The organism is Arthrobacter sp. CAN_C5, assembly GCF_017875735.1.
Taxonomy (GTDB): domain Bacteria; phylum Actinomycetota; class Actinomycetes; order Actinomycetales; family Micrococcaceae; genus Arthrobacter_D.
This window is the reverse complement of sequence record NZ_JAGGMZ010000001.1, coordinates 634,720-656,752: the sequence shown is the minus strand read 5'-3', so window position 1 is coordinate 656,752 and position 22,033 is coordinate 634,720. Positions and strand designations below refer to the sequence as shown.

Genomic DNA, 22,033 nt, shown 5'->3' with positions numbered 1-22,033 from the left:
CGGCCAGGCTCTCCTGTCATCAATAAGTGTTACTCGTTGAGTTCGATCATGTTGAAGACCTCGTCATTGACGGGGCTTGCCGGGTACGAGTCAACACGTGGGGCGAAAGCCAGCGAGGGTGCGGGGTGGGCCAACGGGATCGCCGGGTTGAACTCGGCAATCTGTTCGTTGATCTCCTCGTACGCCGTCGTCTGTGCTTCGCGGTCGGTCATACCGCGTGCCTCGTCCAGTGCCGCGAACAGCTCGGGATTGTCGAAGCCGAACTCGAGCTTCTCCTGGCCGAAGAACACACCGATGAAGTTGTCCGTGTCGTTGTAGTCACCGGTCCAACCGAGCAGGTGGATCCCATGATCGGTAGTGCCCTGGATCTTGTCCAGATAATCGGGGGTCCACACATCAGGAGCAGGCGTGGCAGTGATGCCGACAGCTGAGAGCTGATCGGTCAGGTTGGTGAAGACCTGCTCGGGGGTTGGCATGTACGGCCGCGACACGTTCGTCGGGTAGTTGAACTCGACCTCGAAGCCGTCAGGGTAGCCTGCCTCTTCCAGCAGTTCGATGGCTCGCTCGGGATCGTACTCGTAGGTGGTCACCTCGTCGTTGTAACCGTCAACAACGTCAGGAATGAACTGGGTGGCCAGCTGCGTTCCTTCGGGAAGCGTCTGGTCGATCAGTGCCTGCTTGTCGATGGCGTGGTGGATCGCCTCGCGGACCAGAGGATCGCTGAGTTCCTCGACCTCATGGTTCAGGCCCAGGTAGAGGATCGTGAACGGATCGCGGGGGACAATCATGAATCCCTCGTCTTCAAGGGTGGGGATGTCAGCAGGCGAGACGAGGTCGAACCCGTCGACCGTGCCGGCCTGCAGCGCCTGCGTGCGCGCCTGAGGGTCATCGATCACGCGGAAGATGATGGTCTGCACATCCCCCTGATCGCCCCAGTAGTCCTCGTAGGCGGACAGCTGCAGCTGCTCGCCGACATCCCAGGAATCGAATTTGAACGGCCCGGTTCCCACCGGGTTGTTCTCGGCGTACTCGCTGAGAGCTGGCGCTTCGGCGGAGCCGCCAATGTCATCGGCAGCGAACTCCTCGAGCGCCGTCGGGCTCTGCATGGCGAACGCCGGCAGGGACAGTGCGGGGACGAACCCGGCGAACGGCTGCGCGAGCGTCACGGTCGCCTCAAGGTCACCGTTTACTTCACAGGATTCGTAGACCGCTGCATCAGGTGAATCAGCGAACCCGCGGAACAGGTTGTTGTAGTAGTACGACACCGACGGCGCCTGGGCAACCCCGGTCCAGTTGTACCAGCGGTCGAAGTTGAAGCAGACGGCCTCGGCGTTGAACTCGGTGCCGTCATGGAACGTGACGCCTTCCCTCAGCGCGAAGGTGGTCGACAAGCCGTCCTCGGAGGTTTCCCAGGACTCGGCGAGCAGTGGCGCGGGGTCGGCGGTGCCGGGCTCGACGCCTACGAGGCCCTCAAAGAGTTGACGGCTGACCCGGAAGGTCTCGCCGTCGCTGGCAAATGCGGGGTCGAGGGACGCGGGATCGGACGACGCAGCGAACACGAACGTCGAATCGACAGTCGCCTCACCGCCGTCGGCGGTCTCGTCGTCCCGCTGGCTTTCGACGCAACCGGAAAGCAACAGCGCACCGATTGCCAATCCAGCCGTGACCACAGCGGCCCGCTTTTTCGCGGGGCGTGAGCTGCGCGGCGGTGTGGCGCTTTCTTGCATGTTGAGCTCCTCATGTACGAGTGGGGAGGCAGTGCACGTGACGTGATGCCCTGACGGCTCCGCGCGAGCGGAGCAATCTGTGGAATGAGCCTATCCCTGAGGAAGGTCCCTGATGGGATTTACATCACAGATGAGGTTACGATTTGGTCACGCGTTGGCGCCTGCACACAAGGGCGCAGATTGGCTGGGTGGCTGTTCACCCAGCACTGGCGGAGGGACTGGCATGGTGGAGAAACTCGACACGGCGGGATGGTATCGGCGTTTCGCGCTCGTCGAGACCCGTGGATACTCCCCGACCTATGACCGGTGGTGCACTGGAATCAGCGAGGACCCGCGCCTCCTCGCCCTGCTCGAGGACCTGCCGGCCGCCAAACGGCAACCCAACCTCCTGCTCGGCGCCGCCCGGTTCCATGGGGCCCCTGCGACGCCCTACCCCCAGTTCCGCGCGTTCCTTCTGGACCACTGGTCGCAGCTCAGGGAGACGATGCTCACCCGCAGCACCCAGACCAATGAGGCGGGCCGCTGCGCGGTCCTGCTCCCGGCGCTCGCGAGGATCGCGGCCGCCGAGGGACGCCCGCTGGCGTTGCTTGAGGTGGGCGCTTCCGCCGGACTGTGCCTGTACCCGGACCGGTATGGCTTCGCGTACGACGGCGGCCCGGTCCTGTCCGCCCGCGCAGTCCCGGATGCGCTGGTCATGGATTGCGCCACGACAGGCCACCCGCCCCTGCCGGCGTCGCTGCCCCGGGTGAGCTTCCGTGCGGGCATCGACCTGAATCCGCTGCAGGTGGGGAACGATGACGACGTCGCCTGGCTGGAAGCACTTGTCTGGCCTGAACACACCCGACGACGGGACCGGCTCCGCGCCGCCATCGAGGAGGCCCGCCGGGAGCCGCCACTGCTGGTCCGGGGCGACCTGACGGTCGACCTGCAAGCCCTGATCCAGCGGGCCCCGGCGGACGCCGTCGTCGTCGTGTTTCACAGCGCGGTGCTGGCGTACGTCGAGGAATCCGGCCGGGAGGCGTTCCGGGACACCATGCTCAGGCTGACGGCCGACCGGAGCCGGCCAGTGCATTGGCTGTCCAACGAGGGCTACGGGGTGCTGCCCGGCGTCGAGGGGGCGCTACAGAAGGCTGACGGTGAGGTTGATCGACTGTTTGTGCTCGCACACAATGGCCAGGCAGTCGCACGGACCGGAGGGCATGGCCAGTCGCTTCACTGGCTGGGGTGAGCCGCAGATCGCGGTTGCACTGCCCGAATGTCAGCGGCGGTTGCACTGCCCGGCGGAAACGGTATCGGTGAACACCCCGGCCTGTTCTGCGATCGGGCGCAACTCCCCGAGCGTCAGTGCGTATCCGACGGGAGCATCCTGGGTCGATTTCGCGAAGATGACACCGGCGACCCGGCCCTGCAGATCCAGCAACGGCCCGCCGGAGTTCCCCTGCTGGACGTTCGCCGCGAGGCTGTACACGTTCACCGGGGACGGGTCGGCGCCGTAGATGTTCGCTACCAGAACGTCGCTGCGGTTCTGGATGCTTGCCGGCTGGATCTGGAAGGGTCCTCCCGCGGGGAACCCCGCAAACGCGGCGGTGTCGCCGATCGAGAGGTCCTCCCCGAGCGGCAGTGCCGCCCGGTCCAGTCCGTCCACGGCGAGGACAGCGAGGTCGCGGACGGCGTCGAAGTGGACAATCCGGCCGGGCAACGCTCCCCCACCGGGGATCTCCACGACCGGCTCGTTCACCCCGGCGACGACGTGGGCGTTGGTCACCACCCGACCGGGGGCGATGATGAAGCCCGAACCGGTCTGGTTCTGACCGCACTGGAACGCCGTCCCGGCAATCCGGAGCACCGATTCGGAGGCAACGGCCAGCTCGGGGGTATCAACCGCCGCGTCCGGCACCGGCGCCGGAGCAGCAGGAGCGACACTTTCGAGAAGGGTGGGGATACCGTCGTCGACGGCGATGGTGCGCAACTCGGCCATCCAGGTACGCACGGGGGCAGGAGTGAGGTTATCGATCGTGCGAATGACCTGGGAGGAAGCGATGGACTGGGAGAGGAACGGCACCCCGAGGGTGCCGATGCTGAAGGCGAGCATCGACATCACCAGCGCCGCTACCACCACGTTCATTGCCCCGCCCAGCAGGCGGTCGACTGTCCTGATGGGGCGGAAATCGAGGGCCCGCCGGATGCCGGAGCCGATCCGCGATCCGATTGCCTGGCCCACCACCACCAACACCAGGGCGGTAAAGATGATTGCGGGGAGCCGCCAGGCGTCGTCGGGTACCCACTCGCTGACCAGGGGGATGGCGAAGAAAGCCGCGACTGCCCCGGCCACGAAACCAGCGATTCCCCCGAGTGTCACCAGAAAGCCATTCCGGAGCCCAGCGACAAGGTATCCCAGCAGCGCGAGCACCAGCAGGATGTCCAAGATGGTGAAGTCCGGCACGTACGCTCCCTGATCCTTGAGAGGCGCTCCGCCTCCGTTCTACAGGCGAGTCTATCGGGCGGTGCTGACAGTCCCCTGAGCGGGAAGGCCCCACTGTGTGACTCTGCTGTTTCCGGTCAGCAAACCCTCCGTTGACCCCAAATGGCAGGCAAATCGGCTATTCCGACGGCGAACACGCGTGTAGCAGGTGTCACAAGTTCGTTATGTACGGCAAGATGGAATGAGCCGACAACTATCAGGAGAATTCATGGATATCGAGGTACTGCGCCGCGCGCCACTCTTCGCTTCGCTGGGCGACGACGTCTTCGCCGCGCTCACCGATGAGCTGACCGAAGTGGATCTCTCACGCGGGGCATCGGTCTTCCGCGAAGGCGATCAGGGCGACCAGCTGTATTTCATCGTGTCCGGCAAAATCAAGCTCGGCCGCACCGCCCAGGACGGCCGCGAGAATCTGCTGGCCATCCTCGGCCCGGGCGAACTGTTCGGTGAGATGGCCCTGTTTGATCCGAGCCCACGAACCGCGACGGCCACTGCTGTTTCCGAGACGCGCCTCGCCGGGTTGAAGAACGAGAATCTGCGTACCCTGCTGGAAACGCGTCCCGAGGTCTCCGCCCAGCTGCTGCAGGCCCTCGCCCGCAGGCTGCGCCGCACCAACGAGTCCCTGGCCGACCTGGTGTTCTCCGACGTTCCGGGCCGTGTCGCCAAGGCCCTGCTGGATCTGGCCGACCGGTTCGGCCGGCCGGCAACGGATGGGATTTTGGTTGCGCACGAGCTGACCCAGGAAGAGCTAGCCCAACTGGTCGGCGCCTCCCGCGAGACGGTCAACAAGGCGTTGGCCGAGTTTGTGCAGCGGGGATGGCTGCGCCTGGAAGCACGCGCCGTCGTCATCCTGGACATCCAGCGCCTGCGGCAGCGCAGCCGCTAACACCACCTCCTTCAGGACGTCGTGATCCAGACGCTCACCTTTGCTTGAAATAACCCTTGGCTGGAGATTCTACAGAGCGTAGAATTCTTCCACGCACTGTGCGGAACGGGATGATTTCCATCATCCGCCGCCATGCAGGGTTTACCTCATGTGCAAAGGAGCACAACCATGATTCCTGATGACCTGACCCAGAGCCAGTTCGACACTGTCTACAACTTGCTCTCGCTGGTTATTGCTTCACAGCTCTTCACGGCCGTCTTCCTCATTCTTGTGCTGCCGCGCGTCCTTCCCCGGTACCGGCAGGCAATTGTCATTGCGGCAATAGTCTGCGGCATTGCCGCATACCACTACTTCCGGATCTTTGACTCATTCAAGGACGCTTTCATCACGGACGCCGTCGGCGGTCGTGGAACATATTTACAGGCCGAGGGCGCGTCGTTCAACGAGGGATACCGGTATGTTGACTGGTTACTCACCGTGCCGCTGCTGCTGGTAGAGCTGATTGCTGTTTTGGCTCTCGCACGAAAAGTGCAGACCAGCCTGCTGTGGAAACTGGTTCCCGCTGCCACTCTGATGATCCTGCTCGGGTATCCAGGAGAAATCAGCACCTCTGACGGAACGCGCGTCCTGTGGGGGATCCTCTCCACCATTCCCTTTATTTTCATTCTGTACGTATTGTTCGTCGAGTTGACGAAGTCGCTTGATCGCCAGCCCCCGCAGGTTCGGGCGCTGATCAGCCGTCTCCGGATCCTGCTCCTGGCAAGTTGGATCGTCTACCCGCTCGCCTATGCGTTGCCACTTCTTGGCATCTCGGGCGCCGACGCCTGGGTCCTGAAGCAGGGCGGGTACTCCATCGCGGATATTGCAGCCAAAGCGGTATATGCCCTGATCATTTATCGCATCGCGAGGCTGAAGTCCTACGCTGACGACCCCGAATTCGCGAGGATCGAAGAAGGACATGAGCCCATCGGGGAACCGGAGGTGTCCCGCGAGCCGCGCTAGGGTGTCCTGCTCCGGGCCGGAACTGGTCGCGGTGGACGTGGGTTCGGGCTAGCGGCCGCGCTGGCCCGAACCGCCCTCGGTGGCCACGGAGCAGGCGACTTCGAGCATCGGGTCGGCAGATTCATCGGGCGTGACCAGGTGCGGGTAGTACACCTTCATGGGTCGCTTGTGCGTCAGGTAGGCGATACAGCCCTTGGAAGACCCGATCTTCTCGAGCATGAGCTCGACGGCGGGGACGGCGATCTCATCAAGGGTGCGTCCCACCGAGTTGGGCTGGCCCACCTCGTCGCCCAGCGCAATGCTGTCGGCCCGGGCAACTTCCCTCGCTGCGCAGCGCCATTCCCCCCAGATTCCCTTGCTGGCGAGGATGGTGGCTTCCTGGCCGGTAGGCTGCGCGGCGGCGAAGTAATGGGTGTCGAACCGGCGGTGGGCGAAGTCCGGGCTCAGCCAGTGCGCGAGCGGCTTCAGTAGATCTGTCCGGAGCCCCAGACCGCGGCGGGTCAGGATCTCGGTGAAGGAGCGCTCCTGCGTATTGATGTCCTCGCGGGCCTTCATCCACTCAGGACTCCGGCTACCGTCGACGAGCGACACTGCGTCCGGGCCGGCCAGCAGGACACCAGTTTCCTCGAATAGCTCCCTGATCGCCCCCACCACATGCCGCCGTGCCACGAATAGGTCATCAATGCCCATGGCCTTGGCCCACTGGGCGGGCGAGGGTCCAAACCAGGCGACGTCGTCGTCGTCGGACTCCTCGATACTGCCGCCGGGAAAGGCGACAATACCCAGCGGGGACTCGCCACGCCGGTAGGAAAGGTAGGTTTCGGTGCCACCGGGGGCATCACGGATCAACACGACCGACGACGCCGGACGCGGTTTCACCGGCGTTCGTTCGCCATGCTCCACCCAGCTTCGCGCTGCGCCAAGCTGGTCTTCCGGAACCGGGAAATGACGGTTAGTAATACGGCCCACAGAAATCAGACAAACTCCGCAATAATTTCGATTTCCACGGGCGCATCCCGGGGAAGTACGGCGACACCGACGGCGGAGCGGGCATGTGTTCCCGCGTCGCCGAGGACCTGACCGAGGAGGTCTGATGCGCCGTTGATGACCTGGGGTTGGCCGGTGAAACTGGGATCGGAGGCGACGAATCCCACCACCTTGACGATTCGGCTGATCCGGTCCAGATCGCCGATTTGCGATTTGATCGCGGCCAGGGCGTTCACGGCGCAGGTGGCCGCATACTCCTTGGCAGCTTCGGGGGTGACCTCGGCGCCCACCTTGCCCAAAGCTGGGAGTTCCCCGTTAATCAGGGGAAGCTGCCCAGCGGTAAAGACGTAGTTACCGGAGACCACCGCGGGGACATAGGACGCCAGCGGCTGCGCCACCTCCGGCAGGGCAATCCCGAGGTCCTGTAACCGGCGTTCGACAGCCGAGGCGGGCGCGTCGGCGCTGGTCACGACTGGTTCTTCTCTCGTTTCAGGTAGGCAACGAGGCCCTTGCCGTCCGGCCCGGGAACTACCTGCACCAGTTCCCAGCCGTCTTCTCCCCACTGGTCCAGAATCTGCTTCGTGGCGTGGATGATGAGCGGAATTGTCGAGTACTCCCATTTGGTCATGGTTCACAGACTAGCGCGTGCTTGTAAACTGGAGTAATGGCTGCTCGTAAATCACCGATCTTTGACACAGCAACCACCCTGGGGAAGTTGATTGCGTTTCTCGGAATCAGTGCTCTGAGCGGTGTGCTTGCTGCGGGTTTACTGGTCCCTGTCGCTGCGGCGGCGGGCACCGGTGCTTCCGCCTCAATTCAGTTCTTTGAGGAACTGCCTGCGGAGCTGGAACGGGGTGCACTCGCTCAGCCGTCCACCATCCTCGCCGCCGACGGTTCAGTGATCGCCACCCTCTATGAGGAAAACCGGCAGCCAGTGACCCTGGACGAGATCAACCCCACTATGGTGAACGCACTGCTGGCCATTGAGGACGCCCGGTTCTACGAGCACGGCGGCGTCGATTTGCAGGGCATCATGAGCGCCGTGGTCAGCAACGTCAGCAGCGACACGACCCGCGGCGCCTCCACCATCACCCAGCAGTACGTGAACAACGTCCTGATCGACGCCAGCCTGCAGGCCGGCGACGGGTCGGTGACGTTCAGTGGCGGGAAAACCCTCGGAGACAAGCTTCGCGAAGCCAAGCTGGCCATCGCCGTGGAGAAGGAACTCAGCAAGGACGAAATCCTTGAGGGCTACCTCAACATCGTGCCGTTCACCGGCACTACCTACGGGGTCCAGGCGGCGTCGAGGTACTTCTTCGATGTTGCGGCCGCCGACCTGAACATCCAGCAGGCAGCGCTGCTCGCCGGCGTCGTCAACGGCCCCACCTTCTACAGCCCTGAACTTAACCCCGAGCGTGCGCTGGAACGCCGCAATTTGGTGATCGGCGCCATGCTCTCGAACAACCACATCACCCAGGAGGAGTACGACGCCGCCGTCGCCTCCGACTTGGGGCTCAATATCACCCCCACCTACAGCGGCTGCGTCGGCGCCGCCCAGGCACCCTATTTCTGTGACTATGTCACCCACCTGATCCTCAACGATCCGGCCTATGGTGAGACGCTTGAGGATCGGACCGATACGCTGTACCGCGCTGGACTCACGATCAAGACCACCCTCGATCCCGTGGCGCAGACCGCCGCGCAGACCGCCATCCAGGAGACCGCCGATCGCGCGACGACTGATCCGTCAGTGGGACACTCAATGGTCAGCATTGAGCCGGGGACCGGAGACATCCTGGTGATGGCCCAGAACACGCGCTACATGCCAGGAACCGAAGCGGGCGATTCAGTGCTCAACTTCAACGTCGATCTCTATCAGGACGGCGACCCCGCCCAACCACTCGGTGGAGTGGGCGGGTTCCAACCCGGATCCACGTTCAAGCCGTTCACCGTCGGAGCCTGGCTCGAGGACGGCAAAGCGCTGAACACCGTGATCAACGGCGCGAAGAGGCTTTACCCCCAGGGTGACGAGTGGGAAGCAAGCTGTTTCCCCGACGGAGCCTACGTGCTGCCCGACGAGGATGGCTACGAGCCCCAGAACTACGGCGACATCAACTACGGCAACTACACCGTCCTTGAGGGGCTGGCACAGTCCTACAACACGATCACCATGGAAACCGCGAGGCAGGTTGACCTGTGCAAGCCGTTCGAGATCGCAGCGGACCTCGGCCTCCACGATGCCAAGAGCGCGGAGGGCGGTTATACGCCGCTGCAGGTGTCTCCTTCAGCCTTGATCGGCGGCGGCACCGAAGTGTCCCCGCTGTCCCAGGCCACGGCCTACGCAGCACTGGGAGCGGAAGGCCTGACCTGCGAGCCTCGGGCACTGACCGAGGTAGTCGCCGTCGATGGCACCAGCTTCCCCGTTCCTGAACAGACCTGCGAGCAAGTAATTCCCAAGGAACTGGCGCGCGGGATGAACTACGCCACCGAGGAAGTCATGGAACGCGGCTCGGGCCAGCTCCTGGAATACGGCGACGTCCCCATGGCCGGGAAAACCGGAACCAACGATGACCGGTCACAGACCTGGTTCATGGGGTACAACTCGGGGATGGCTACCGCCACCTGGCTCGGAAACTGGAAAGAGAACAGCGTAGGCCTCGGCGGGCTGCAGATCGGCGGTCAGGTGTACCCCGAAATCGATGGTTCCTTCGTGGCGGCGCCCTCCTGGGAACGGTTTATGCAGCAGATCCCGGACCGCTATCCCGCCGAGGAGTTCGTGAACCCACCGCAGCGGATGCTCACCGCACAGCGCTCCCCCACCCAGATGACTCCTGGCGAAGATAATCGGGTCGAACAGCTCGACTTCGACAACAACGAAGACGACGACAACGAAGACGAAGGCTAACCCTTGAGTTCATCGAAGCTGCTCGACGCCACGACGATCGCGTTGGGAGGTACAGCCGCGGTAGCCGTCGCCGGTCTGGGCTACGCCTCACTGGTGGAACGGAATCTGTTCCAGCTCCGCGAGGAGAACCTGCCGATCCTTCCGCCAGGGAGCCGGCCGCTGCGGATCCTGCATCTGTCCGACATCCACATGGCACCCCACCAGGCAGCCAAGACCCAGTGGCTGAAGGGGCTCGCCCGGTTAGAACCCGACCTCGTGGTGAACACCGGCGACAACCTGAGCCACCGCAAGGGTGTTGAGCCGTTGCTGGAGGCCTTGGGCCCGCTGCTGCAGTTCCCCGGGGTGTTTGTTCCGGGGTCCAACGACTACTACGCACCGGTCCTCAACAACCCGCTGAGGTACTTTTCGGGTCCGTCGAAGCACCGCAGCGACCGCCAGCCCAAGGCGCTCCCCTGGGCCGAAATGTTCAGAAGCTTCGGGAATGCTGGCTGGATCGACCTGTCCAACCGGTCCCAGTCGGTTGCGATGGGCAACCTGCGTCTCGACTTCACCGGCGTGGACGACCCCCACATCGACCGGGATAACTATGCAGGCTATCCGGCCGGGAGCAGTACCTCCCCCGACGCGCGTCACTTGCGGATCGCTGTCGCGCACGCCCCCTACCAGCGGGTGCTGGACTACTTCACCGCCGACGGCGCCCACCTCATCCTCGCGGGCCACACTCACGGCGGACAGGTTTGCATCCCGGGCTACGGCGCGTTGGTCAGCAACTGCGACCTTCCCACCTGGCGGGCACGAGGCCTGACCGATTGGGAACACGAGGGACGCAGCATCCCGCTCAACGTGTCAGCCGGGATCGGTACCTCACGGTTTGCGCCGGTACGGTTCGCCTGCCGGCCCGAGGCTGTCCTCCTGTCGCTGACAGCACGGTAAGAGCCGCGGAACCAGCGGCACCCCTCGGCCGCTCGGGACAGCGGTTGAGCTCTGACATAGGATAGTTGCTACGGGACACAAAGTGTCCGCTCCTGCCAGATCCGCCTTCCAGTGTCAAGACAGAAGTATGCAGACTCAAACCACTCTGTGGGAATCGCTCGGGCGACTGTACCCACACATCAAGCCCATCCTGCCGCGGCTGATCCTGGGCCTTGTCTGCGCGCTGGGCGCCAGCCTGATGGCCCTTGCCATCCCGCAGGTGTTCCGCGTGCTCATCAACGATGCCCTCGCCATCGGCGGGGCATCGTCGACCGTGTGGATTGCTGCCGGTGTGGTGCTGCTACTCGGCGTCCTGGAGGCAACGTTCGTCGCCCTGCGCCGCCAGTTTGTCATCGCCCCGGCGACGACCGTAGAGACGAACATGCGGACGTCCTTCTACCGCCACCTGCAGGACCTCACCGTCGCCTTCCATGACCGGTGGGGCAGCGGGCAGCTACTGTCCCGTGCAATGACCGACCTGAACCTGATGCGCCGCTGGATGGCGTTCGGGCTGATCATGCTGGTGGTCACGTCGCTGACCGTGGTGATCGGCGTCGTCATCATGTTCCTCACCTCCTGGGCACTGGCCCTGATTTTCCTGGCCGCCGCGCTGCCGATCATGATCTACGGATTCCGGTTCCGCACCTCCTACAGCAAGGTGTCCCGCAAGAGCCAGGACCAGGCCGGGGACCTGGCCACCACCGTCGAGGAATCCGTCCATGGCATCCGGGTCCTGAAGGCCTTCGGCCGAAGCCGTGAGGCGCTGGAGGGGTTCAACCTGCAGGCCGAGGAACTGCGGCAAACCGAAATCTACAAGGCCCGCTCGCTGGCCAACTTTTCCCTGATCGTCACCCTGCTGCCCGAGCTGGCGCTCGGCGCCTCGCTGGTGGTGGGTGTCCTCTTCGCCGCCAACGGGGACCTGTCCATCGGCGCCCTGGTTGCCTTCTTCGCCACCGCCGCGGTGGTCGCGACACCCGTCGAGTTCATCGGGCCGCTCCTGGCCATGACCTTCACCGCCAAGACCGCCATCGACCGGCACTACGAAGTGATGGAATCGGTCAACACGATTACCGATCCGGAGGAGCCGGTCCGGCTGATCGATCCCCGCGGTGACGTGACCCTCACCGACGTGCACTTCCGCTACCCGGACGCCGAGGAAGGCACCACCGATGTGCTCAACGGCATCAACCTCACCCTGCGGGCGGGTGAGACGATGGCGCTGGTCGGGGTGACCGGGTGCGGCAAAAGCACTCTCCTGCAACTGGTCCCCCGCCTGTACGAGGTGACCGGCGGATCCATCAGGATCGATGGCACCGACCTGCGCGACATTTCCCTCACCGACCTGCGGACCCACGTGTCGGTCGCCTTCGAGGACACCACGCTGTTTTCCAGTTCGGTCCGCGAGAACGTCCTGATGGGCGCCGAACCACGCGACGACAAACACGCCGCGGAAATCCTGGAGGAGGCGCTCGACGTCGCTCAGGCCCACTTCGCGTACTCGCTGCCCGACGGCGTCGACACCCTGATCGGCGAGGAAGGACTGAGCCTCTCCGGCGGCCAGCGGCAGCGGATCGCGTTGGCCCGCTCCATCGCGTCGAAGCCCCGGGTCCTGGTGCTCGACGATCCATTGTCCGCGCTCGACGTCCGGACCGAGGAACTGGTGGAGGAGGGCCTGCGGAACGTACTCGACCAGACCACCACACTGATCGTCGCGCACCGGCCGTCGACGGTCGCCCTCGCTGACCGGGTGGCGTTGCTCGAGGACGGGCGGGTGACCGACGTCGGCACCCACACCGAACTGCTGGCCCGGAACACCCACTACCGGTATGTGATCGCCAGCCTGCCGGACGGGCCCACCGATCTGGACTCCGAGCTCGAAGACCTGAAGAACGACGACGAGGGGGCGCTCGCGTGAGCACATCACCACAGCCGGAGCACGGATCCGCGCCCGGCAAAGGAACACCGGCTGGCGCTACCTCATCGGGCACCACCAACGAGGACGATGTCCTTCTCTCCAAGGCCCAGAACAAGTCAGTCCGCTCCCGCTCCTTCCGGCTGCTCGGCTCGCTGATCCGCCCCAACCGGCGCCAGTTCATCTGGACCATCTCCCTGGTGGTCGGATCCCAGGCAGCGCGCGTCGCCGGTCCGGCGATCATCGCCTACGGCATCGACAATGCCCTGCCCGCGCTGCTCGACGGCGACCCGACCTTCCTGTGGCTGGCCGGGATCACCTACCTGATTGCCGCCGTCCTCACCGCCTTCCTGACCGCGGGCTACGTGCGGGCGACGGCACTGCTCAGCCAGGCGATGCTGCTGGACCTGCGGTTGCGGGTCTTCCGGCACACCCAGCGGCTCAGTCTTGAATTCCATGAAAAATACACGTCGGGGCGAATCATTTCCCGGCAGACCTCCGATCTGGAGGCACTGCGCGAACTGCTGGACTCCGGGGTCAGCTCCCTTGCCTCGGGCGTCATGTACATGCTGTTCACCGCGATCACCATCTTCGTTCTGGACTGGCGGACCGGGCTGCTGATCCTGGTTGCCGCGGTACCCATGTTCTTCCTGGCCCGCTGGTACCAGAAGCACTCCCAGATCGCGTTCCGTTCCTCTCGGGTGGTGTCGGCACGGTTGATCGTGCACTTCATCGAGACGATGACCGGCATCCGCGCGGTCAAGGCCTTCCGCCGCGAAGAAGCCAACGCTGCGAAGTACGACGAGCTGGCCGAAGATTACCGCCGGGTCACCGTCCGCTCGATCAACCTCAACGGCATCTTCCAGCCAGGCCTGGTGCTGATCGGTAACGTGACAGTGGCAGTGGTGCTGCTGGTCGGTGGCTTCCGGGTGCTCGACGGTACCCTGGCGGTCGGCGCCCTCCTTGCCCTCCTGCTCTACAGCAAGCGGTTCTTCCAGCCGGTCGACCAGATGGCCATGTTCTACAACTCGTTCCAGTCGGCGTCGGCCGCGCTGGAGAAGGTGTCGGGGCTGCTTGAGGAGGTGCCGACCGTCCGCCCGCCAAAGCACCCCGTGCCGTTGAAGGATCCCCGCGGCGAGATTAACTTCGACGGCGTCGAGTTCCGTTATGGGGACGGCCCCCTCATCCTGCCCACCATGGACCTGCGCATCCCGGCCGGTCAGACGATTGCCCTCGTCGGTCAGACCGGTGCCGGCAAGTCCACCCTGGCAAAAGTCATTGCCCGCTTCTACGACGTCTCCGCCGGAAGCATCACCCTCGACGGCGTCGACATCCGCCAGGTCGACCCGCGGGACCTGCGTCGCGCCATCGTCATGGTCACGCAGGAAGCGTTTCTCTTCAGCGGTTCGGTGGCGGACAACATCGCCCTCGGCAAGCCCGAGGCCAGCCGGGAGGAGATCGAGGAGGCGGCGCGTTCGGTGGGGGCCGACGAGTTCATCAGGTCGCTCCCCGATGGCTACGACACCGACGTGAACAAGCGCGGCGGCCGGGTGTCCTCCGGCCAGCGGCAGCTGATCAGCTTCGCCCGTGCCTTCCTCGCCAACCCCGCGGTGCTGATCCTGGACGAGGCCACCTCCTCCCTGGATATTCCCAGCGAACGGCTGGTGCAGGAGGGGCTCCAGAAGCTGCTCGGCAACCGGACGGCGCTGATCATCGCGCACCGGCTGTCGACGGTCGCGATCGCCGACCGGGTGCTCGTCGTGCACGACGGCGAGGTGGTGGAGGACGGCACCCCGGCGGAACTGATCGGTGGGGACGGGCGCTTCGCGACTCTGCACGCCGCCTGGCAGCAGACCCTGGTGTAGCTTTACTTCCCCGGGTGCTCGGGTAGTCTTGAGAGGTTGCTCTGGCTTCCGCTTCGTGCGGTCGCTCGGGCGCATCGGGGTGTGGCGCAGCTTGGTAGCGCGCGTCGTTCGGGACGACGAGGTCGCAGGTTCAATTCCTGTCACCCCGACCAGTTTCAGGGTCCTGCGGTTCAGTTGAACGCAGGGCCCTTTTTCATGCCTGCTCCATGCCCTGTCCGATACAGCTGCTCACCAGGGTGAAGGAGCCAGCGAGCATGAGCGTTTATGCCCGGTAGGGCTGGCAGGTGGGTGAGCATTCGTGCACCAGAGACCCGCAATCGCGGCCGCTCCGCCAGGAAAACCCACCGGTCGGGCGCGTTCACTGGGATAGTCCAGACAATCCCACTGACGGATACCGGCCGGTGGGAAATTGCGTGGCGGGACAGCCCCAAACAGGCTCAGGCGAAGGTAAGGCCCGTCAGCCGCTCGTAGGCCTCGATGTACCGGGCACGGGTTTTCTCGACAATCTCAAGAGGCAGCTCGGGCGGGTTCGAGGTCTTGTCCCACCCGGACGCGTCCGAGGTGAGCCAGTCACGGACAAACTGCTTGTCGAAGGAGGGCTGCGCCTGACCCGGCGCGTACAGTGAGGCATCCCAGAACCGTGACGAGTCAGGGGTCAGCACTTCGTCGCCCAGGGTGATCTCCCCGTCACCCGACAGTCCGAACTCCACCTTCGTGTCCGCCAGGATGATCCCCCGGGACCGGGCAATCTCCTCGGCGCGGCCATAGATCGCCAGGGTCAACCGCTGCAGCTCCGACGCGACGGACTCGCCGACGGTGGCGACGACGTCGTCGTACGCAATGTTTTCATCGTGCTCCCCCACGGCAGCCTTGGCTGACGGTGTAAACACGGCCGGCTCCAACCGGGACCCATCCACCAGCCCGGGCGGCAGCGGAAGCGAACAGACAGTTCCCGACGAGCGGTACTCCAGGAGGCCGGACCCGGTCAGGTAACCGCGGGCAATGCACTCCACTGGGAACATCTCGAGCTTCCGGCAGATCATCGCCCGGCCAGCGACCGCGTCGGGCACCTCGGTCGAGAGCACATGGTTGGGCACCTCGGCAAGCTGGTCAAACCACCACAGGCTCAGCTGGGTCAGCACCCGGCCCTTGTCGGGAATCTCGGAGGTCAACACGTGGTCGTACGCGCTGATCCGGTCGCTCGCCACCACGAGCACCCGATCGTCAGGCCCGGTCAGGGGCAAGTACAGGTCCCGCACCTTCCCCGAATAGACGTGCTTCCAGCCCGGAACCTCCACGAATGATGGGGCGAAGACCACGCTCACTCCCCGGCTGGGGTGGAGGCGGACCCGGCGGAGAACGCCGTGACGGGCGAAGGTGCCGGTGAGGCCACGACGATCCCGCCCTGCGCAGCAACCAGGGCGATGTCGCTCCGGTACTGCCCGCCCTTCAGCTTCACTTCGGCCAGGCCGCTGTAGGCCTTGGCCCGGGCGGCCGCGAGGTCGTCGCCGAGCCCGACGACGGCGAGCACCCTGCCCCCGGCGGAAACCACCTTGCCGAGCTTCCTGGCGGTTCCCGCGTGCAACACCTGCACGCCGTCGATTGCCTCGGCCTTCTTCAGCCCGCGCACCCGGTCGCCGGTTCGGGGAGCATCGGGGTAGTTCGCCGACGCGAGGACCACCGACACCGCCGTCTGGGGCGACCAGTGCAGCCGTTCCACCCGGTCCAGTTCGCCCTTCGCCGCGGCCAGCAGCACCCCGCCCAGCGGCGTCTTCAACCGGGCCAGGACGGCCTGGGTCTCGGGGTCGCCGAAGCGGGCATTGAATTCAATGACCCGCAGACCGCGCGTGGTCAACGCCAAACCAACGTAGAGGACTCCCACGAACGGGGTTCCGCGGTGGGCCATCTCGTCGATGGTGGGCTGCGCTACCCGGGCGATGACCTCATCGACCAGTCCAGGCGGCGCCCACTCCAGCGGCGAATAGGCGCCCATGCCGCCGGTGTTCGGGCCCTGGTCGCCGTCGTGAATGCGTTTGAAATCCTGGGCGGGCGCGAGGGGCAGCACGTTCAGGCCGTCCGAGAGGACGAAGAGGGAAACCTCGGGTCCGTCGAGGAACTCCTCGATCACCACCGTTCCGCCCGCGTCGAAGCAGGCCTGCGCGTGGGCGAGGGCCTCGGCCCGATCCGCGGTGACCACCACTCCCTTGCCCGCAGCCAGCCCGTCATCCTTGACGACGTAGGGGGCTCCGAAGATATCGAGCGCGTCGGCCGCCTGCTCGGCAGTTGAGGCTACCCGGGCCATCCCGGTGGGAACGTTGGCCGCCGCCATGATCTGCTTGGCGAACGCCTTGGAGGCCTCCAGTTGCGCGGCCTCCCGGGACGGACCGAAGACCGGGATACCGGCGGCCCGCAGCGCGTCGGCAACCCCGGCGGCGAGCGGCGCTTCCGGGCCGATCACCACCAGGTCGGAGCCTAGCGACTCGGCCAGGGCTGTCACGGCGGCGGGGTCGACGGCGTCGACCGGGTGGGTGGGCACGATCGCGCTGATTCCCGCGTTGCCGGGGGCGGCGTGCACCTCGTGCACGAACGGATCGGCCAGCAGCGCTCGGACAAGGGCATGTTCGCGGCCGCCGGGGCCTATCACTAGAACCTTCACAGTAGATCAGCGTACTGTCTCCGCTGAGTCCTCGCGAAGCTGTGACGGGCCGATGTGGCCTATGACAACCCATACCCGTGCCCCACGACTACGAATGAAGGTCATGAAAGCTTTACAACGCCTCGGGCGTAAGGGAACCATGCTGGCCGCACTCGCCGGGATCGTGGCGGCGGGTCTGGTGCTGGGCGTTGCCGAATTGCTCGGTGCCTTCCTGACCGCCCGCGCCGCCCCTCTGATCGCGCTGGGCTCCACCTTCATCGACTTCACGCCGCCGTGGCTGAAGGACTTCGCGATCGCCACCTTCGGCACCAATGACAAGGTGGCCCTGTTCGTCGGCATGGGCGTCACCATCGTCATCCTCGCAGCTATTCTCGGTGTGGTCGCCTACCGTCGATGGGCTTTCGGCGTCGCAGGTGTAGTGCTCATGGGAGCTATCATCGTGGCCGCCGTGATCTCCCGCGCCGGGGCCACCCTCGTGGATGCCATCCCTACCGTGATCGGCACCGCGGTCGGGCTGCTCGCGCTGCGGTTCCTTATCCGGGCCCTCCATGCCGCGCACGACGACGACGCCTCACCTGCCGCACACGACGGTGACCCCGCAGCACACGGGTTGGACTCCACCCAGACGAACTCCAGGCAGGCAAAAACCAGCGGGACCAGCCGCCGCACCTTCTTCGCTGCCGCAGGCATCACCGCAGTCATCGCGGGTGCCGCGGCCGCCGGAGGACGCGCCATCGCCGGTGCCCGCAACACGGTCAACATGGCCCGCGAAGCCCTCAGCTTTCCTGCGCCAGCCAGCGCTGCACCGGCCATCCCTGCCGGGGTGGAGGCCGGCGTCGACGGCGTGGTCCCCTGGGTCACCCCCAACCCTGACTTCTACCGCATCGATACCGCCCTGAGCGTGCCGCAGATCGACCTGGAAACCTGGGAACTGCGCGTCCACGGAATGGTCGAGGAGGAATTCACCATCACCTTCCAGGACCTGCTCGACGCCGACCTGATCGAACGCCACATCACCCTGACCTGCGTCTCCAACCCCGTGGGCGGGAACCTGGCTGGCAACGCCAAATGGCTCGGCTACCCCCTCCGCGACCTGCTGGCCCGGGCCCGGCCCACCGGTGGTGCCGACATGGTGCTGTCCACCAGCACCGACGGTTTCAGCGCCTCCACTCCCCTGCCGATCCTGCAGGACGACCGGGATGCGATGCTCGCAATTTCAATGAACGGTGAGCCGCTGCCCCTGGAACACGGCTACCCCGTCCGGATGGTGGTTCCCGGCCTGTACGGCTACGTTTCCGCCACCAAATGGGTGGTCGACCTGGAGGTCACCCGGTTTGCCGACAAGACGGCCTACTGGACCGACCGCGGATGGTCGGAAGAGGGCCCCATCAAGACAATGGCCCGCGTTGAGGTGCCCCGTTCCTTCGCCCAGGTGCCCGCCGGGACCTCGATGATCGGCGGCACGGCCTGGGCCCAGCACCGCGGCATCACCAAGGTGGAAGTCCAGATTGACGGCGGTGACTGGGAGGAAGTCACCCTGGCTGCCGAAGCGTCGGTGGATACCTGGCGCCAGTGGTCCCACGAGGTCACCCTTGATTCCGGTTCACACACGGTACGCGCCCGGGCCTACGATCCCGACGGCGTACAGACCGAGGAACGCGCCGATACCGTCCCCAACGGCGCGTCCGGCTGGCAGTCGGTGCAGTTCTCCGCCGAATAGCCTGCCACCCCCCACTTGTGCCCACCGGATGTCCGTTCCCTTCGGTGGGCACAAGCTCCACCCCGCAGCCGATAAGCGATACTTGTCTCATGCCTCAGACCTTCTCCACTTCCGACGCCGTCGACCTCGCCGTCCTGGAACGCAACGGTTTCATCGAATCCCGGCACCTGGGTTCGGCAGTGATCCTGGCCGCGGACGGGACAGTCGTCACCGAACTGGGAGATATCAACTCCCCTGTCTTCCCCCGCTCCACCCTCAAGCCCTTCCAGGCCCTCGCCGCGATGCAGTCGGGGGTGCCGCTGCGTGGCCCCCAGGTGGCCTTGGCCGCTGCCAGCCATGTGGGTTCCCACGAGCACATGGACGTGGTCCGCACCATGCTCAGCGCCGCCGGAGTGTCCGAGGAACACCTCCAGTGCCCGGCCGACTGGCCCCAGGATGAGGAAGCCCGCAACTGGCTGATCCGCACCGACCGGGGAAAGCAGCGCATCGCTTTCAACTGCTCCGGCAAACACGCCGCGTTCCTGTGGGCGTGCACCGAAAACAACTGGGACCACTCCACCTACCTCGACCCGTCGCACCCGCTGCAGCAGCGGATTGCCGCGGTCATCGAGGAGTACACCGAGGAGAAGGTTGCGCACTGGGGCGTCGATGGCTGCGGCGCCCCCCTGGCCGCGGTCTCCCTGAAGGGGCTGGCCCGCGGTATCGGCAAGTTCTCCCGGGCGCCGTCCGACAAGCACGCTGACGCCCGCGCGGCGACCATCGCCACGGCCATGCTCGATTACCCGTGGGCCGTTCACGGCCGCGGCCGCGAGAACTCGGTGGTGATGGAAGATCTGGGCATCATCTCGAAGAACGGTGCCGAAGGGGTGCTCGTGATGGGCACCGACACCGGCGTCTCCCTGGCCCTGAAGATCCTGGACGGCAACATCCGCGCCACCACGCTGGTGGGCCTGACCCTGCTGGCGGCCGCCGGTGCGGTCGACGTCGACAAGGTGGGCGCCGTGCTGGACAAGGTGGTGCCGCCTGTCCTCGGCGGTAACGAGCCGGTCGGCAAGCTCCGGCTCGCCGCACCGGTCATGGCCTTGCTGGACTAACCACTATGGCACGACGACGGATCCCCGCCACAGCGGGCCAACCTGCCCTGGACGCGGTGCGGTCCGGCACGGCTGCGCGGCCCGATACGGCAACCGCAGTCCGCTACACCCTCGAAGAGCTCGCCGAGCGGGTCCCAGGGAACAGCGTCGAGGTGCGGGTGCCTCCCTTCGGTGTGGCGCAGTGCGTGCCCGGGCCACGCCATACCCGGGGTACCCCGCCGAACGTGGTGGAAACCGACGCTGCCACCTGGCTGGGGCTGGTCACCGGAACACTGGCCTGGCCCGACGCCGTCAGCGCCGGCAAGGTCGCCGCGTCCGGTCAGCGGGCGGACCTGAGTGAATGGTTGCCCTTGTTTCCGACCACCGGCCGCCACACTCCGTGAGCGTCCAACACTCTGCGCACCGGCACTCCTTCATCGCTGACGGTCTCCGGTCGACGGGGTCGGCGTTCCGTCGGCAGCCACCCGCCGCACTGATCACAGCCCTCACGGTCACAATCATCTACACGGTGTTCTCCGTGGCGCAGTGGAACCGGATGGACACCCCCTCGTGGGACCTCGGCATCTTTACCCAGCTGGCCAAGGCCTACGCCGGTTTTGATGCGCCCATCGTCCCGATCAAGGGGGACGGATTCAACCTGCTGGGCGACCACTTCCACCCGCTGCTGGTGCTCCTCGGCCCCGCCTACGCCTTCTTCCCCTCCGGGCTGACCCTTCTGGTGCTGCAGAACATCCTGATCGGAGCATCGGTCCTGGTGATCGCCCGTCTGGGCATCCGCCGCCTGGGAACCGTTGCCGGCATCTGTCTTGGCGTGGCCTACGGTCTGTCGTGGGGCTTGCAGACCGCGGTCGCAGCCCAGTTCCACGAGATTGCGATCGCCATCCCGCTGCTCGCCCTGGCGCTCGAAGCGATGATCAACGGGCGGCTGCGCGCCGCCGTCGTCTGGGCCGGCCTGCTGGTATTCGTCAAGGAGGACCTGGGGCTGACCGTCGCAGCGATCGGGTTAGTCATCGCCTGGCGGCACCGCGACCGGATCGGCCTGTGGCTCGCGGCCTGGGGACTGGGCTGGATGCTGCTGTCCGTGGCGGTGATCCTGCCCCTGCTCAACAGCGGCGGCCAGTACGACTACTCGGACCGGATCGATGTCCGCGGGATGCTTGCCGACCCGGTCGGTGCTGTGGTGACGATCTTCTCCGCCAGCGCGAAATACGAAACCGTGTGGCTGCTGCTGCTGGCGGGTGGGGTCCTTTTCCTCAGGTCCCCGCTCACACTGATCATGGTTCCCACCCTGGCCTGGCGTTTCGTGGCCGAAAACCCGGTGTACTGGGGCACCGAGTGGCACTACAGCGCCGTACTGATGCCGGTCCTGTTCGCCGCACTGATCGACGCCATTGACACGTCCCGCCGGTCGGAGCGGCGGTGGGTGCGGGCGGCCGGGACCGCCGTCGTACCCGCCGTAACCGTCGTCGCGCTGCTCCTGCTGCCCACCCAGCCGCTCGCCGCCCTCGCCGACCCGGAAACCTACCGGCAGTCCGAGCGTTGGGAGACGGCCCAGCGCCTCATGGATCAGATCCCCGAGGGCGCCACCGTGGAGACCGGGGTGGTGCTGATGCCATACCTGGTGCCCCACACCGAGGTGTTCTGGCTGGGCTCCGAGAATCCGCCCCCCGATTTCCTCATCGTCGACACCCAGGACTGGAGCTGGGGCCCCACCCATCCGGAAGACGCCGCGGCCCACGCCGAGGACACCTACCCCGGCGAGTCCTACGAGCCCGTCTTCCAGGACGATGGGTACCAAATGGTCAGGCGGAACGGCTAAACGCCG

General features: G+C 65.5%; 18 protein-coding genes and 1 tRNA gene. 12 read left to right on the top strand and 7 right to left on the bottom strand.

Translation table 11 applies throughout. From position 1 onward, the window contains the following. Positions 1 to 29 precede the first annotated feature (29 nt). Entirely contained in the window at positions 30 to 1,727 is a 1,698-nt protein-coding gene (locus tag H4V95_RS03140) for an ABC transporter substrate-binding protein (protein WP_245345549.1), read from the bottom strand. A gap of 223 nt (positions 1,728 to 1,950) precedes the next feature. Between H4V95_RS03140 and H4V95_RS03135 the strand changes: the two genes are divergently transcribed. Next, positions 1,951 to 2,955 carry a DUF2332 domain-containing protein gene (locus H4V95_RS03135; RefSeq protein ID WP_209728717.1) on the top strand — a complete coding sequence of 335 codons (1,005 nt, stop codon included), beginning with the start codon at positions 1,951 to 1,953 and terminating at the stop codon, positions 2,953 to 2,955. Between the two features lie 30 nt (positions 2,956 to 2,985). Here H4V95_RS03135 and H4V95_RS03130 read toward each other — a convergent pair whose 3' ends face one another. Beyond that, entirely contained in the window at positions 2,986 to 4,170 is a 1,185-nt protein-coding gene (locus H4V95_RS03130; RefSeq protein ID WP_209728715.1) for a MarP family serine protease, read from the bottom strand. Between the two features lie 247 nt (positions 4,171 to 4,417). Here H4V95_RS03130 and H4V95_RS03125 point away from each other — a divergent pair, with 247 nt between their 5' ends. Further along, the gene (locus tag H4V95_RS03125; protein WP_019483148.1) at positions 4,418 to 5,095 is read left to right on the top strand and encodes a Crp/Fnr family transcriptional regulator; all 678 of its coding nucleotides are present in this window, start codon (positions 4,418 to 4,420) and stop codon (positions 5,093 to 5,095) included. Positions 5,096 to 5,263: 168 nt separating this feature from the next. Further along, the gene (locus tag H4V95_RS03120; protein ID WP_209728714.1) at positions 5,264 to 6,097 is read left to right on the top strand and encodes a bacteriorhodopsin-like; all 834 of its coding nucleotides are present in this window, start codon (positions 5,264 to 5,266) and stop codon (positions 6,095 to 6,097) included. Positions 6,098 to 6,145: 48 nt separating this feature from the next. Here H4V95_RS03120 and H4V95_RS03115 read toward each other — a convergent pair whose 3' ends face one another. Genes H4V95_RS03115 through H4V95_RS03105 form a run of 3 tightly spaced genes read right to left on the bottom strand, consistent with a single transcriptional unit; the run spans position 6,146 to position 7,712 of the window. After that, complete coding sequence (locus H4V95_RS03115; protein WP_209728712.1) at positions 6,146 to 7,066, bottom strand: NUDIX hydrolase; 921 nt, start codon at positions 7,064 to 7,066, stop codon at positions 6,146 to 6,148. 5 nt (positions 7,067 to 7,071) lie between these two features. After that, positions 7,072 to 7,554 (bottom strand): RidA family protein, encoded by a 483-nt coding sequence (locus H4V95_RS03110; RefSeq protein ID WP_209728710.1) that lies wholly within the window; start codon positions 7,552 to 7,554, stop codon positions 7,072 to 7,074. Continuing rightward, complete coding sequence (locus H4V95_RS03105) at positions 7,551 to 7,712, bottom strand: DUF4177 domain-containing protein (RefSeq protein WP_019483144.1); 162 nt, start codon at positions 7,710 to 7,712, stop codon at positions 7,551 to 7,553. The genes H4V95_RS03110 and H4V95_RS03105 overlap by 4 nt, the downstream gene beginning before the upstream one ends. A gap of 36 nt (positions 7,713 to 7,748) precedes the next feature. On the opposite strand from H4V95_RS03105, the gene H4V95_RS03100 reads away from it, so the two are divergent. From H4V95_RS03100 to H4V95_RS03080, 5 genes are all read left to right on the top strand, one after another. Further along, a complete protein-coding gene (locus tag H4V95_RS03100; RefSeq protein ID WP_209728708.1) occupies positions 7,749 to 9,989 on the top strand; it encodes a transglycosylase domain-containing protein in 2,241 nt (746 codons plus the stop codon). 3 nt (positions 9,990 to 9,992) lie between these two features. Continuing rightward, on the top strand, positions 9,993 to 10,922 hold the full coding sequence (locus H4V95_RS03095; RefSeq protein ID WP_196865416.1) for a metallophosphoesterase: 930 nt from the start codon (positions 9,993 to 9,995) through the stop codon (positions 10,920 to 10,922). A gap of 127 nt (positions 10,923 to 11,049) precedes the next feature. After that, positions 11,050 to 12,876 (top strand): ABC transporter ATP-binding protein, encoded by a 1,827-nt coding sequence (locus H4V95_RS03090; protein ID WP_209728706.1) that lies wholly within the window; start codon positions 11,050 to 11,052, stop codon positions 12,874 to 12,876. Beyond that, entirely contained in the window at positions 12,873 to 14,738 is a 1,866-nt protein-coding gene (locus H4V95_RS03085; RefSeq protein WP_196865418.1) for an ABC transporter ATP-binding protein, read from the top strand. The genes H4V95_RS03090 and H4V95_RS03085 overlap by 4 nt, the downstream gene beginning before the upstream one ends. A 75-nt stretch (positions 14,739 to 14,813) precedes the next feature. Further along, positions 14,814 to 14,890 (top strand) — tRNA-Pro (locus H4V95_RS03080). A 285-nt stretch (positions 14,891 to 15,175) separates the two neighbouring features. Here H4V95_RS03080 and H4V95_RS03075 read toward each other — a convergent pair. Next, positions 15,176 to 16,057 carry a phosphoribosylaminoimidazolesuccinocarboxamide synthase gene (locus H4V95_RS03075; RefSeq protein WP_209728704.1) on the bottom strand — a complete coding sequence of 294 codons (882 nt, stop codon included), beginning with the start codon at positions 16,055 to 16,057 and terminating at the stop codon, positions 15,176 to 15,178. 2 nt (positions 16,058 to 16,059) lie between these two features. Further along, positions 16,060 to 17,394, bottom strand: coding sequence for a phosphoribosylamine--glycine ligase (gene purD / locus H4V95_RS03070; protein WP_209728702.1), 1,335 nt, complete (start codon positions 17,392 to 17,394; stop codon positions 16,060 to 16,062). A gap of 103 nt (positions 17,395 to 17,497) precedes the next feature. Between purD and H4V95_RS03065 the strand changes: the two genes are divergently transcribed. The 4 genes from H4V95_RS03065 to H4V95_RS03050 all read left to right on the top strand — a co-directional run bounded on the left by H4V95_RS03065 (position 17,498) and on the right by H4V95_RS03050 (position 22,027). After that, positions 17,498 to 19,114 carry a molybdopterin-dependent oxidoreductase gene (locus tag H4V95_RS03065; RefSeq protein WP_245345548.1) on the top strand — a complete coding sequence of 539 codons (1,617 nt, stop codon included), beginning with the start codon at positions 17,498 to 17,500 and terminating at the stop codon, positions 19,112 to 19,114. A gap of 89 nt (positions 19,115 to 19,203) precedes the next feature. Further along, a complete protein-coding gene (locus tag H4V95_RS03060) occupies positions 19,204 to 20,208 on the top strand; it encodes an asparaginase (RefSeq protein ID WP_209728701.1) in 1,005 nt (334 codons plus the stop codon). Between the two features lie 5 nt (positions 20,209 to 20,213). Further along, positions 20,214 to 20,591 (top strand): sterol carrier family protein, encoded by a 378-nt coding sequence (locus H4V95_RS03055; protein WP_196865422.1) that lies wholly within the window; start codon positions 20,214 to 20,216, stop codon positions 20,589 to 20,591. Further along, a complete protein-coding gene (locus H4V95_RS03050; protein WP_209728699.1) occupies positions 20,588 to 22,027 on the top strand; it encodes a DUF2079 domain-containing protein in 1,440 nt (479 codons plus the stop codon). The genes H4V95_RS03055 and H4V95_RS03050 overlap by 4 nt, the downstream gene beginning before the upstream one ends. Positions 22,028 to 22,033 lie beyond the last annotated feature (6 nt).

Coding starts and splice junctions, on each gene's coding strand:
- H4V95_RS03140 (WP_245345549.1), bottom strand. CDS start 1,727: ATGCAAGAAAGCGCCACACCGCCGCGCAGCTCACGCCCCGCGAAAAAG.
- H4V95_RS03135 (WP_209728717.1), top strand. CDS start 1,951: ATGGTGGAGAAACTCGACACGGCGGGATGGTATCGGCGTTTCGCGCTC.
- H4V95_RS03125 (WP_019483148.1), top strand. CDS start 4,418: ATGGATATCGAGGTACTGCGCCGCGCGCCACTCTTCGCTTCGCTGGGC.
- H4V95_RS03120 (WP_209728714.1), top strand. CDS start 5,264: ATGATTCCTGATGACCTGACCCAGAGCCAGTTCGACACTGTCTACAAC.
- H4V95_RS03105 (WP_019483144.1), bottom strand. CDS start 7,712: ATGACCAAATGGGAGTACTCGACAATTCCGCTCATCATCCACGCCACG.
- H4V95_RS03100 (WP_209728708.1), top strand. CDS start 7,749: ATGGCTGCTCGTAAATCACCGATCTTTGACACAGCAACCACCCTGGGG.
- H4V95_RS03090 (WP_209728706.1), top strand. CDS start 11,050: ATGCAGACTCAAACCACTCTGTGGGAATCGCTCGGGCGACTGTACCCA.
- H4V95_RS03065 (WP_245345548.1), top strand. CDS start 17,498: ATGAAAGCTTTACAACGCCTCGGGCGTAAGGGAACCATGCTGGCCGCA.
- H4V95_RS03060 (WP_209728701.1), top strand. CDS start 19,204: ATGCCTCAGACCTTCTCCACTTCCGACGCCGTCGACCTCGCCGTCCTG.
- H4V95_RS03055 (WP_196865422.1), top strand. CDS start 20,214: ATGGCACGACGACGGATCCCCGCCACAGCGGGCCAACCTGCCCTGGAC.